We start from the raw sequence: 13177 nt of genomic DNA on the forward strand, positions 1-13177 counted from the left end.
ATTATAGTTTAATAATATAAAATTATTACTTGATCTATTATAGATTTTTAACCCTTTTTAATATTGAGGTTTTATGAATAAGAAAGAACTTGGCTCAAAAACAGCTAAAGGTGGATTTGCGAATGAGCAAGCAGTATGCAGAAAGTTTAATTCTTGGAAAAAAGATAAAGAAGCCCAAGAATGGCTGCAAGTAATGGGATATAATCTCGATAAAATTAAATCTGTACAAGCAATTCAAATACCTATTAGAATAAAAAAGTCAGATATAACTAAATTTGGTGTAGAAGAAGATGAATATGAAAAATTTATTAAATACAAAAAAGCAGACGCACAACTAAAAATATGTATTAGAATTGGAGACATCTTGAAAATTGAAAATTTATCTCTAAAAAAAGCGAATCGAGACGCTGACTACAATCAGATTGATAAAAGAACAATTGATAGTTATCGGGAAATGTGGGGGTTTGATGAAGAAATATCTTATTGGCTTAAACTTTTTACAGGAGAATTAAATCCCAAAGAAGAAATGAAAAAAGGTAATCTCAAAGAACAAAAGAATAAAAGATTTAAAGATACAAGGCGTCTATTTCTTGATGAAATTCCCTCAAAAATGCAGAATAAAATCATTAACTTTTTTAAGAAAAATAGAATTAGAGTGGTAAGTGATATAATAAAAGGGAGAGGAGGATTATCTGCAGATTGGATGTTAGTTGCAAAATATGACAAGATAAGTAATGCAACTACATGGGTACTAAAAGATATAAATTTTGTGATGAACTTTTTGGGTAATGGCAAAATATGTATTTCCCCTAAGGGAAGCCTCTATATTGGAAGAATTACAATGCAGAGAAAAGGTGGAACCCCCGACCCGACAAAAATTCAGTTCAAAATTAAACCTTGTGAGTTATTTGGCAGTGGAGCATAAGCATGGAAATTAATAAAGTTCATTTAGGAGATTGCATAAAGATAATGCAAAATATGCCAGATAACTGTATTGACCTAGTGTTTGCAGACCCTCCTTTTAACATTGGGATAAAATATGATGTGCATAACGATAATATGCCTTATGAAGAATACTATAACTGGTCAATGCAATGGATAAGCGAATGTTATAGATTATTAAAAAAGAATGGAAGTATCTATATCGCTATTGGAGATGAGTTTGCCGGTGAAATAAGTATTATCCTAAAGAAAACAGGTTTCTATTTTAGAAACTGGATTATTTGGTATTACACTTTTGGACAAAATCAACGGAAGAAATTTAATCGGGCTCATACACATATTTTGTATTTCACCAAAGACAAGGAAAAATTTACATTTAATGATAAGGATATAAGAATTCCATCTGCAAGACAGATTGTTTATAGAGACAAAAGAGCAAATCCGATTGGCAAGATTCCTGACGATGTTTGGCAATTTTCAAGAGTATGTGGAACATTTAAAGAGCGAATAGGAAGTCATCCGTGTCAGATGCCAGAAGATTTATTGGAATTGATAATAAAAACAAGCTCTAATATGGGGGATATTATATTAGACCCCTTCGGAGGAACAGGAACAACCTCCGCCGTAGCTAAAAAGTTAAATCGGAAATATATTACTATAGAAATTTCAAAAAAATATTACGAGATTATCTTAAAAAGATTAAACGGTGAAATAAAAGAAATGAAAAAGAACAACAAGGCAGAAACACTTTATCAAAAATTTTTATTCGATTTTGATTATTAAACCTTCAAAATAGAAAAAAATCATTTTCCGAATACATTTTTTATGGCTTCGAGGTAGGCGTAGCCGTGGTTAGTATCGGGTTCGAGGTAGCTGCCTTCGGTCCATTCGTTCCATGCGTTGATGGTTAATGTTTTGTTGCAGATAGGAGTGCTGTCTAAAAATGCACGGCATTTTTCTAAAGCAGATTGGAATTGTTCGGGGGTGTTTCCAGAAAGAATAGGCGTGAATGGATAACCTTTATTCTGGAACGGGTCACTTTGATTACATCTTGGAGATGAGTCCCAACCCATAGAAACATTGGGAAAATAAGGAACGCCAAATTGTTGGGAGCGTTCCAGCCAGATTTTATCAAAGCGACTGGCTACTTCGGAATATGGAGTTTCTGGGAAGTTATTCAATGGTGTATCCAATACCCACGCATAGGAGGTTACACTATCTATATTAAGATAGCGAATGAGTTCCGCTGGGGTCATTTTCCCAACAACGCATTTTGGCATGCGGTTTTCTACATTAACTACATTGATATGAACACCGGGGAAGCCTTTGTCAATGGCTTTTTTCTGGAAATTATCCAGTGCTTTTTTTGCATTTTCTAAACCGCCAATACCATCGACGAAGGTATGGATTTCATAAATTGAGAATACAGGCTTGCCATGGATAGTCCAGTGGGCAGAGTCTAAAAAATATTTGTCAATCACATAATCGGTAATTTGCTCAAAGGTTTCCGGAGTGACTTCACCGGGATATAGCACCGGTGAAGATTGAACGGTATCTAAAGAAGCAGGATGAATGTTAAGCCATGTATGATTTGCCCACATTACTGCAAAACGAACGCGGTTATGATTTCTTGCTTTGAGATAGCCTTCATCCAGACAGCGTTGTAAGAAAGGACCATCGTTATACCAGTACCAGTCAAATAGAAAAACATCAATACCATGTTCTGCAGCGGCATCTATTTTCTTTTCCATGACCTTAGGGTCGGCTTCATCTACATAGCCCCATAGGGGAACCTTTGGTTGTTGATGTCCTGAAAAACGCGGTTTGGCATTTTTTACCAATTCCCATTCGGTCCAATTTTGTCCATGGACTTTTTCGTTGCGTTTATCTACATGATAGTTTGGAAAATAGAAACAGGCAACTGTGTAGTCACCTCGGGAGTTTTTTATAGGTAAGGATTGCTCTCGAGATGTTTCATCTGCAAAACACGGTTTTTGTGTAATATAAAAGAAGAAGAGAAGTAATAGAAAAACTTTAAAATAAAAACAAACGGATAAATGGTATTGTGTAGTCATTCTCATTTCCTTTCGTATTTTCATTTTTTTTGTTTCATTTCTTTCTTCATTATAAACAAATAGTTGAACCCGCGGAGAAAATAATTTCCGCGTTCTGCTTCGGTATGGTAGTGTCTCCGTTTTAATGTCCGATTATGTCGAACAACCGCAATAATATCCATAGGTGTAAACCATCGCTCCATAATCGAAAACAATCGAAATCCGATAGGGGCAAAAGGCTTCTTTTTTTGAAACGAATCGCAACAATATAGAGCCATAAATCGCTGAGGTTTTAATATGCGGTAAATCTCACGGATACATTGTTCCATAGATTTATAATAGGTGTCCTCATTAGCACTCAAAGTTCCTATACATCGCGGGTCGTCCGAGTAATGAATATTCGTTCCATACGGTGGGTCTAAAAAAACAAAATCAATACTTTCACTTGGTAACGGCAAATATCGAGCATCCGCAGGAATAATGTCATCTCGATAGGGACTTAAATCAAATCCGATAACCTTTCGATTAAGGTCTTTACATACATCAATAGTTGTTCCGCTCCCACACATAGGGTCAACAATAAAATCTTTTTCACGGGTATACCGCTGTAATAGGTTCCAGATAATATACGAAGGGGTTGCCCCCGGATAATTTTGGTCTCCCTGCATCTGGTCGCCATAATGTTGTGAGGGATAATCCCAGAGGGTTGTTGTTTGCAAAGTTACTTGCGGTTTTTTCATGATTTTTTAAAAGTAATAATCTTTGATTTGTAAATGGTTTTAATTAAGTATTAGTATTTTAAGGAATATATAACGATATTTTATATCAAAGAGGTATAAACTTTTTTAAATTTTCACTCACTTGTGATATTATTATATTCTAATACGGGCTTTTAAGATAAACCTGTAAAGTGAAGTTTTGGGTAGATAAAAAATTGTAGAATAAAACAGTCTGAATATGGAGAAGTTACATGAAAAAGAATTTTATTTTTGTGCTTGTTCTTGCTTGTGGTTTGCTGGTCGTGGATAGCTATGCACAGTGGACATGGACTCCGCAAACGGGCAGATTTATTAATGTAAAGCGGATGCCCAAGGAAACTGCTGAACTGCAAATTGAATACGCACGGAGTTTGTATTTACAGGGGGATTATAAAAAAGCCCTGAAAGAAACGGAAAAATTCTTTGATTTTTATGGACAGGACCCATTGGCAGACCAGAACTTGTTTTTACGCGGTGAAATTAAGATGGCTATGGAAAAATGGTTGGAAGCAGCAAAGGAATTCCAGAAATTAGTTTCTGGTTACCCTAACTCGAAACTCTATGAGCAAGCCATACAAAAACAATTTGAAATTGGTGATAAGTTATACGAACGGGGATTAAAAAAGAGAAGCAAATTTTTATCCTTTTTCCGAGGAAAACCGCTAAAACATGCGATAGAAGTCTATGGAATGGTTGTGAGTAATCAGCCCTTTATGCCGCGTTCCGCAGAAGCCCAGTATAAAATCGGACTTTGTCATCATGCAAGGAAGGAATATATCGAAGCCGGTTATGAATATCGTCGTGTTATAGATAATTATCCTCAATCCGATTGGGTAGATGATGCACGGTTCGGGTTAGCCCGTTGTTATTATGAATCTTCTCTCCCGCCTGAATATGACCAGAGTAGGGCAGAATTAGCCATCGAAGCCATTGATGAATTTATAAAGAATTTTCCTGAAGATAGTCGTGTAGAAGAACTCAAAGGATGGCGTCAAAAAATGCGGGATAATATAGCTGAACAGAAGTTAAGCGTTGCCCGTTACTATGAAAAAAAGAGAAACTTTGATTCTGCAAGAATATATTACCAGTTGATAGCCAATCAATATACGGACACGCCATCCGCAGAAAAAGCCAATAAGTGGTTGGAAGCAAACCCCGTAAAAGTGAGTGATTTGAAAACTCAATTCAATCAGGAGACGAAGAAATAATGAATTCTGTAAGGAACAAAAGAATCATACTTTATGTATCGTTGGTATGTCTTTTTACCTTTCTGTCTGTGCTAAATATAAATTGTGCTTACACAACCAAAGTTTCATTAGACCCGCGTTATCAGACTGTTGCTGTATCTGGTTTTTACAACAAGTCATCCGAGTATGATTTCCAAGCACCTTTGACCAATGCCTTAATACGGAAATTTATCACAGATGGTCGGCTGAAAGTGGTAAAACCGTCAGAGGCAGATTTGCTTATTGAAGGTGTTATTTTGGATTACAAGCGGAAGGGACTGACTTACGATGCGAATGACGAGACTACGCAGTTTTTGATTGTAGTAACCGCGGGTGTTCGTGTGACAGACCAACATACGGGAAAAATACTCTGGCAGGAACCTATGATGGCTGGCGAAAGCACTTATTTTACACGCGCCGCAGGACAATCCTCTGACAGACTTCATGGAAATGTAGAAACCTTTTTAAACCCGGTTCGTTCTTTTGCCAGCGACGAAGAAAACAGGGCTGTTTCTGAAGCGTTAGAACAATTAGCCTCGGATATATTCTATCGGACTATTGAACCGTGGTAGTTTATTAAAGAAATAGGGAATATCCTGTTTTACCTTATTTAAATTGAAGAATTGATTATGGATATAAAGCAATTTAAAAAAGAATTGTCAAAAAAAGGATTGCCCTCAAATTGTTTGCTTTTCTGTCCTTCAGTTTCTGGTAATAAAGAAAGTTTTGAGCCTGTTCTTGCGGAGGAAATAATTGAAGAATTGATAAAAGGTTTTATTCCAGAGGGAACAGAATCTGTAGGGTTACAAACCTTTTATGGAGATGAAACTCGACTGGACGAAATAGTGATGGAATGTTCTACACATCCTTTTTTTTCTCCGCGTAAGGTAGTGGTTGTTCGCAAATTTGAACTGTTAGACCGTAACGAAAAAAGTGATGTGAAATTTATTCGCCCCATGCTGGACTATCTTCAGAATCCATTGGATACCACCTTGTTGCTATGTGTGGCAGAAACTGTTGATTCCCGAAAACCTCTTTATCAAGCATTTGAGTCAATTAACGGAGTAATTGAATGTCCTGCCCTAAATAATAATGAATTGAAAGAATGGGTAAGGCAGTATTTAAGCAATAAAAAAAAGAAAATTTCACCGGATGGTTTGGATGAATTAGTATCCAGATGTGGCACAAAGCTAAGTGATATTCAGAATGCTTTGACTTTATTACTTGGTTTTGTAGGGGAAAAAGATTCTATAACAATTAAAGATGTGCTGGACTCCTGTGCAGATGTTGCAGAAGAATCCATCTGGAGTTTGACAGATGCAATAGCTCTCGGGAACATGAAAATGGCATGGCTTATACTTAATGATTTATTAAATCAAGGAAAAGAACCGCCCGAAATCGTTTCGGTAATCCATTGGCTTCTTGAAAACGCCTATAAGACTACAGAACTATCCGAAGAAAAACCTCGAAGCACTTTTGTTATGAATAAAGTAAGTCCCCTTGCGAAGCGATTTGGACTTAAGAAATTAGTTGCGGCAATGAACCTTTGTAACGAAACTACCTATGCGATGCGCCAAACAGGAACCGATGAAAGAACCGCATTGGAATTGCTTGTCCTCAAACTTTCCTATATCCCACCAAAGCAAAGAAAAAATTAAGAATAAATCCTCCGAAAAATATTAGATGTTTCCCTTTTTTAATTTTATTTAAAATATGGCCCACTTTCTCAGTGATAAAAAAAGTATAGGTGAACCCACAAATTTACACTAATTTCCTCACAGCTTGGGGAAGGCTACTTATGAATTATCCCTGAGTATATAAGTTGTTATTGGATAGGAAGGAATTGAATTTTATTATTAATCTGGATGCGTGCTATCGTTGTGTCTAATATGGATGTATCCTGAGGCAAGAAGGTATATGAATTTGTTTCATGGGGTTTTATATAGATGTCTGTATTTTCGGGCTTTGTAAATTGGTTGTATTTAGTATCATGCGTAATCGGAGAATAACGAAGTGAAATCCATGTGATACTTCCATATATGGGAATAGACTGAGTATTTTCAATGGTAACTTTTACCTGTGCTGCACTCTTTTCATAACTTATTTTTGCAGGAAAATCATTATTGGAAAGAAATGTCCGAATTGTTTTTCCATTAACTTCTGTCCATGCATTGATAATGGGAGAAGGCCCTTCTCTTTCAGATTGTTCATAGGGTATGGTGTGTTGAATTGCGGTTAGTGGAGGTAAGTTATAAGGAATTTGAGAGGTTTTAAGAATACAATTATCAGGTGTTTCAAGAAAAACAGTTCCCTGAACGGTTTCCTTGGCGTTAATATTGCCAATGGTAAGTTGTATATTGGTTGAAGATGAAGTATCTACCTGCGATATTTTGATTATGGGAGAATCAAAGCCGTTTTGTAATGGATATGTAAGATAATCGGAATTAGAATAGCAAATATCCTTCATCTCAAAGGGTATTCTGTTTGGAGCAGTAACTTTTTTAAAAGATATAGAGAAGGTTTGAATATCCCACGGGCTAAAATTAATAGGCTGTTCTTTTAAGTTAATAGAAGAGGTATCAGGAGCCTCAAGAGGTGTTAGTGCCTGAATATTATTTATGGTGAATGAACTGCTTAAAATACAATTCTGTTTCTGATTTCCTATCGCATTTAATCGTGCAATAAACATATCTGTTGGATTTTGCTGTTCCGATTGGATAAGAGGAATTCCTGTGCCTATAGGTTTTAGGGAGGATATGTAAATATTAGGGTTGTCCAATGAAAGGAAACTTGAATTATTTGCCCAGGGACCGCCGTGAAGTCCTGTTATTGCATATAATAAAGGTTTTTCATTGCTTTGTTGAATAATATCTGTTTGTAACCAATGCCCTGAAAATGGATATATTCTGTAGAAAATCGGTATAGCGTTAATCTTTGGAGGATATTTTTGAGTATTAATATATCCGTGGTATAGGTAAAAAGATTTATTCGAATCTGTTGAAACGAGTTTAGTCCCGTTAAACATAAGAGCAAGCCCATAATTGGGGATTTTTGTTCCGTCCCCTTTGCTAACGGCTGAAGGAATGATAAACTCCCCACGCTGGTCAAGCATTTTAAGGAAATTATTGATTACGGCCCCCAATTTCTCAGGGGTATTTGCGATAAATCCTAAAATGTTATATTGAGAATTATCCCTTTGTGTTTGAATTAAGAAAGGAGTTCCCACCTCACTTCTTTTTATAATTTCATTGTTTAAGTCGGGATGGGTTTCAGCAATCCATGCTTTAATATTTTCATAAGATTTTGCTGTTCCTGCCCAGATATAGAAAGGAGATTTCTCCCCTTTTATCATTGCCCAATCCTGAATAGAAGCCGTCTCTGAAGGAATTCCTCGATTCCATAAGGTCTTCCTAATAAGATTTTGTAAAATGGGAACAATATTTTCATCCGATTTTATAATTGATACATTCGAAAAAGGTATATATCTGTTATCTTCTGTCTTAATACAATCACCTTTACCTTCTGCAAAGAAACGGTGTGCAAAAAATAGGGAACGGTTGTCTTTCGTATTTGAATAAGTTGGTGGTGATGTGAAAGCAAAAGACTGAGAACCATAAATAGGGATGTTTCCTTCAGAGGCAATGTTAAAGGCGGAAGCAAGGCTGTTTTCAGCCATTTCTTCTGTTGGAGTGAAGTAATGATAGCAATAAATTTGATTGACCTTTTGATATAAGCAGTATTCTTTGGTTAAAGTCCCTTTTTTACTTTCAAACTGGATGACAATCCGTTGTAGCAAATCAGATTTAAATGTCTCATACTTGCTAAGCGTATCCGAAAAAGGAGTAAAATTTCCTTTATCAGGATTGGAGAAGCCTATCATATCGAAATTTCCCTCTGGAGGGACTATATCTTTGCCAGAAGTTTTATCAATAATTTGAGTGATGTTCCCTGTTTTATTATTAATACGAACCAGCATAAACTCATTCTCAATAAAATTGTCTGTAACTTTAACAGATTGGGGTGCTTTTTTATCGGGAATGAGATAAAATGTTTTAACTCCATACGGAGGGACTTCTTCCGCTACAAACTGCACTTGATAAGTAGTTGTTGAAGAAGTTTCTTCTTGTGTGGAGTATATTTGGCAGGGAATAGGTTTGCCGTCTGTGGAGACAAGGGAAAATTGAGGATTGGGGATGGATACATCTACAGTGATAGGCAAAGTTTTTACTGAGGTATTCGGGTTGAATATAACAATAGATTGGGAATTGGGTTTGTTGTCGGTAATATAGGTTAAGGTGTTCACATTATCTGCAATAGGTTTCATTGTGCGTTGTATGATTTTCTCTGTATCACGAATTCCTGTGCATAATTGGGATAGCAAAGAGCTTGCCTCATTCTCAGATAATTTATTGTTAATAACATACGGGTCTGCTGTTTGTAGTAAGATTGTCCACAATCGGGATATGACCTCCCCAGGATATGACATTCCAAATATCCCGGCGATAGTTGCTGATGTTTGAGCCAGTAAAAGGTTCTCTTCGAACTTATAAAGACAGGTTTTTAATAATACATTGGAAAGAATATCTGTAAGATTTTCCTTAGCATACACAGGCTGGAAAATATTGGGGATAGTTTCTATATTTCCGCGAGAATTAAGGTATCCCTGAATTTCTTCAAAAAATTCAGATGAGCCGTTTCCATGAAAATAAAAAGGAGGAATTTCATTTTTTAAATCCGGTAAAAGATTAATGTTTAAGAAAGGGGATGAATTTTCGAGGACTAACATATCAATTTCGGGGATAAGAGGCTCAATCTCTGCATGGGATATAAAAGCCCATTTTTTTACTTCACGGAAATTACGAAATGGGGGAGGTGTTTTTAATATTCTTGATATGACAGAATTGCCCGCAGGAGCCCTCCAGTAAGCGAGCGGTGGAATACTTTGAGAGGATATATTGGAAGCAATACCATTAAAGTTGCACTTTTGGATAATTTGGGAGGATTGGGGTGATAAAGCAGGATAATCCCAGGCAATAAAAGATTTGTTAAATTCTTTTAACAGTCCTTCCTTCAGTTTTGTCCCTATAAATAGGTTCATAAGGATAGATTCTATAGAAAGTAATCGTTCATCAATCGGTGTAAAAATATTTTGAGCGGTGCTTTTCCCACGCAGGATTGTTTCTCGCAGAGGTATAATTATGTCCGGATTCTGATGTAGCACATGTAGCCAGATATTGCCCGTTCCTATATCTGTCCCATAGTCCTGTGTTTCGTAGGCATTCCATATCTGGGTTTTGCTTGCCTCAATTTTTTGCTGTAAATGGTTCCCTATTTCGGGTTGGGCTATATCTTTACCCCAGGTCCCTGTAAGGAGATAGGTTTTACTTAAAGGTTCGGGGTCTGTAAAAGTTATTTGAGTATTAAATTCAGATGTTTGTTTTTCACCGTTTTCGTTCGGTGCAGTAATTAATACCCGAATATTTGTTTTATCTTCTTGTTTTCGTCCTTTATTGGGTATTTGAAATGGGACACGGGTCTCTTCCTGAGGTTGCAATGAGATTTGCTGATTGGGAAGAGAAAAATTTTGAGGCATGACCCAACCATTAATACTTATTGGAAATACTTGTTTCGAGGTTGGATTGTATATCGTAAGGTAAAACACCTGTTTCGGGTCAATTTCAGGTCCTGTAAATATTCGGGAAGGTTCAAGTAAAGGAACATAATAAATTGCACCTGCCGAATCAACAGGACGAATATGAAAATTTATCTCATAGCCAGTCTGTCCGATATTGGGTTCTTTTTGCGACCATAATTTCATAGGTATATTTTCAACAGGAATCTTTGTGATTTCGCTAATGCTCTGCAAAGAAAGAAAAGGCACTTGCAATATAAAAAGATTTAATCCTTTCCGTAACCGAACCAAAGCACGGTCTATACCTAAATGTTCAATGGGCATTGCTTTGACATCTCTTATCCCCGTTTTACTAATCCAGAGCCGTGCCCCCAATGGAGTTTGAATGTGGATATAAATTAGTTGGTCCTCTGGAACCTGAACATACGCAGAAAGATAATAGATACACTCATCAGGAGGGCGTAATGTATGTAAGTCCAGCCTCGGATTCTTGACCACAAATGGCAACCATGTATAGGTTATTCCATCAATTTGTGCCTTATCACCGGGTTGAGGTAGAAGTTGTGTAATTCCCCCTTTGCCTGCCCAGAAATCCCGCGTTCCTAAAGGGGCTTGATTGTTACTAATGGCATTCTTTATCCCTTTTTCAAGGTCGGAAGGGAAAGGTCCGCATATCATCCACTGGGAAATGTATCCCCGTTGCAAAATATCAGGTAAAGGTTCCTGCGGATACGCAGGAAAGAGTAAGAAAAAACATGCAATCGTAAAAAAAGATACTCGAAAAAGTAAGTTAATATGAAACCCTTTCATTTTATTTGCGAGTAATTAAATTATATATTTTTCTTTTATTATCCCACAAAAAGAGGTGCTTACTTAATTTTTTATCTTCAAATCGGATTAGAATATTTTCGGTCTGTTCTTCCTTAAAGAAATCAACCCATGTATTATTTTGTGGATTAAAAAATTGCTTATAAAATACCTGTTCATCTTTTTTATTAGAAATTAAATGGTCAGAAGGATGAATTAGCCAGTATTCTACATAGGTAGGACTAATTCCAATAATAAGGGAATCTTCAGAATAATAAGGGGCTGTTAACTCTACATCAAAAACAGAATCAGGGCGGAGTATGCAATAAGGGAAAATTATAACTTTCTGAACGGGGGAGGTGGATGTAATTTTCTTTTTAAGTAAAGAGGCAAATATATTCAAATTATGCCAGCGGTATTCAATAGAAGACGGGAAAAGAATAAACTCATCCATATTCTGTTCTTCGACCTGTTTAAGTATATCCTCTGAGATGTGCTGCTCCTGAAAAGAACTATACGCATACAAACCGTTAAGAAATATCTGACAGCACATCATAATAATACAGAGGACTGTTGTTATCTTGACGACACTCATTTTCCAGCGGGGTTGTTTTTGAATTATTCCACATATCCCTGATACGGCTATACAGAGAAGCATCAGCGGGAATAATGCAGAAGGGTTTTGTAGAGGTTGGGTGAGATTAATGCCTTTTTTGTAGGAAAACAGGCATAGGAAAAGAATACCCCATAGGAATAATACCAGATATTTCTGTTTAATCTTCCAGGAAATAAAAACAAGAACAGATATGCTCAGTAAAGTATAAAAAACAGGTAAAATACTTTCCCGATGGTATATATCTACGGTCATGGGTAACCAGCCAATAGGATATATAAGTAATGATAATTGAGGAATGAAATCGAAAGAAAAGATATAATTCGATTGATTGACTTTTAAAAAGTATAATGCGGGCAGTATTGTAAGAATTCCCATCCAGATGTGTCGTTTGGGAATAGCCCCTTGAACATCTCTATTTAGTAGAAGTCCAAATCCAATAATGAAAATAAAAGGGGCGGATAATGGCGATACAAGCAAGGCTATTAACGAGAAGAGCCAGATAAATATTAATTGCGAAGTCTGTGTATAAACAGAATAGGCAAAAAGCAATAATGGAATAGCATTCATTACAAGGGGGAATAGTGTCTCGTAACCGTTTAATTGGACAATCTGCGGTTGGGTGAGAGGATGAGCCATAAACAAAACCGCAGAAAGAGACCCTAACCACCATGGTCCACCTGTAACAAATCGTGTCGTGAAAAAGAGAATGAACATCAGGATATAAAGCAGGAGAAAATTTAATAAGCGAAACATTATAAAACTGTATGTAAAAATCACAGACAATATAAAAGAGTCTGAGCCATATATCGGTTGATTAAAAAATGTATTATGGAACCAGAGATAATCTGAACCCGATGATGGCAAAAAGAGGACCCAAAGAAACACAAGTGAAACATAAACAAAATCAAGAAACAGGAAAATTCTAACCTGTTTCCAGTCTTTATTCGTTTTTATAATATTTCCTAAAATTCGTTTCATAGTTTCATAATTATAAATAAAAACGCCCCTGTAAATAACATGATAAAAATCTTTTCTTCAAAAACAATTTTATTAATAAGAATATGGATACTGTTATTCACATAGGGTTATCTATTCAATAAAATTTACTTGATTACCTGCAGGACATAGGTAACAAATTTATA

Annotated in this window: 9 protein-coding genes; 5 read left to right on the plus strand and 4 right to left on the minus strand. The window is 36.2% G+C overall.

What is annotated here, in order from left to right:
* The first annotated feature begins 73 nt into the window (after positions 1-73).
* Together PLA12_08765 and PLA12_08770 are read left to right on the plus strand one after the other, a co-directional pair.
* Entirely contained in the window at positions 74-925 is an 852-nt protein-coding gene (locus PLA12_08765) for a type II restriction endonuclease (GenBank protein ID HOQ32590.1), read from the plus strand.
* A gap of 2 nt (positions 926-927) precedes the next feature.
* Complete coding sequence (locus tag PLA12_08770) at positions 928-1725, plus strand: DNA methyltransferase (GenBank protein ID HOQ32591.1); 798 nt, start codon at positions 928-930, stop codon at positions 1723-1725.
* Positions 1726-1745: 20 nt separating this feature from the next.
* Here the strand turns inward: PLA12_08770 and PLA12_08775 are convergent, their stop codons facing one another.
* Together PLA12_08775 and PLA12_08780 are read right to left on the minus strand one after the other, a co-directional pair.
* Positions 1746-3017 carry a glycoside hydrolase family 99-like domain-containing protein gene (locus PLA12_08775; protein HOQ32592.1) on the minus strand — a complete coding sequence of 424 codons (1272 nt, stop codon included), beginning with the start codon at positions 3015-3017 and terminating at the stop codon, positions 1746-1748.
* 20 nt (positions 3018-3037) lie between these two features.
* On the minus strand, positions 3038-3736 hold the full coding sequence (locus tag PLA12_08780; GenBank protein HOQ32593.1) for a DNA methyltransferase: 699 nt from the start codon (positions 3734-3736) through the stop codon (positions 3038-3040).
* Between the two features lie 230 nt (positions 3737-3966).
* On the opposite strand from PLA12_08780, the gene bamD reads away from it, so the two are divergent.
* Genes bamD through holA form a run of 3 tightly spaced genes read left to right on the plus strand, consistent with a single transcriptional unit; the run spans position 3967 to position 6638 of the window.
* On the plus strand, positions 3967-4962 hold the full coding sequence (gene bamD, locus PLA12_08785) for an outer membrane protein assembly factor BamD (protein HOQ32594.1): 996 nt from the start codon (positions 3967-3969) through the stop codon (positions 4960-4962).
* On the plus strand, positions 4962-5552 hold the full coding sequence (locus tag PLA12_08790) for an LptE family protein (GenBank protein HOQ32595.1): 591 nt from the start codon (positions 4962-4964) through the stop codon (positions 5550-5552). Before bamD ends, PLA12_08790 begins: the two co-directional genes overlap by 1 nt.
* 57 nt (positions 5553-5609) lie before the next feature.
* Positions 5610-6638, plus strand: coding sequence for a DNA polymerase III subunit delta (gene holA / locus PLA12_08795; GenBank protein HOQ32596.1), 1029 nt, complete (start codon positions 5610-5612; stop codon positions 6636-6638).
* A 167-nt stretch (positions 6639-6805) separates the two neighbouring features.
* Here holA and PLA12_08800 read toward each other — a convergent pair whose 3' ends face one another.
* Both PLA12_08800 and PLA12_08805 read right to left on the minus strand, forming a co-directional pair.
* A complete protein-coding gene (locus tag PLA12_08800; protein HOQ32597.1) occupies positions 6806-11422 on the minus strand; it encodes a hypothetical protein in 4617 nt (1538 codons plus the stop codon).
* 1 nt (position 11423) lies between these two features.
* The gene (locus PLA12_08805) at positions 11424-13013 is read right to left on the minus strand and encodes a hypothetical protein (protein ID HOQ32598.1); all 1590 of its coding nucleotides are present in this window, start codon (positions 13011-13013) and stop codon (positions 11424-11426) included.
* Positions 13014-13177: the final 164 nt, after the last annotated feature.

The organism is Candidatus Hydrogenedens sp. (genome assembly GCA_035378955.1).
GTDB lineage: Bacteria > Hydrogenedentota > Hydrogenedentia > Hydrogenedentales > Hydrogenedentaceae > Hydrogenedens.

What these genes read in the sequence shown, in the direction of transcription:
- PLA12_08770 (HOQ32591.1), top strand. Translation starts at nt 928, where the DNA reads ATGGAAATTAATAAAGTTCATTTAGGAGATTGCATAAAGATAATGCAA.
- holA (HOQ32596.1), top strand. Translation starts at nt 5,610, where the DNA reads ATGGATATAAAGCAATTTAAAAAAGAATTGTCAAAAAAAGGATTGCCC.
- bamD (HOQ32594.1), top strand. Translation starts at nt 3,967, where the DNA reads ATGAAAAAGAATTTTATTTTTGTGCTTGTTCTTGCTTGTGGTTTGCTG.
- PLA12_08780 (HOQ32593.1), bottom strand. Translation starts at nt 3,736, where the DNA reads ATGAAAAAACCGCAAGTAACTTTGCAAACAACAACCCTCTGGGATTAT.
- PLA12_08800 (HOQ32597.1), bottom strand. Translation starts at nt 11,422, where the DNA reads ATGAAAGGGTTTCATATTAACTTACTTTTTCGAGTATCTTTTTTTACG.
- PLA12_08775 (HOQ32592.1), bottom strand. Translation starts at nt 3,017, where the DNA reads ATGACTACACAATACCATTTATCCGTTTGTTTTTATTTTAAAGTTTTT.
- PLA12_08805 (HOQ32598.1), bottom strand. Translation starts at nt 13,013, where the DNA reads ATGAAACGAATTTTAGGAAATATTATAAAAACGAATAAAGACTGGAAA.
- PLA12_08765 (HOQ32590.1), top strand. Translation starts at nt 74, where the DNA reads ATGAATAAGAAAGAACTTGGCTCAAAAACAGCTAAAGGTGGATTTGCG.
- PLA12_08790 (HOQ32595.1), top strand. Translation starts at nt 4,962, where the DNA reads ATGAATTCTGTAAGGAACAAAAGAATCATACTTTATGTATCGTTGGTA.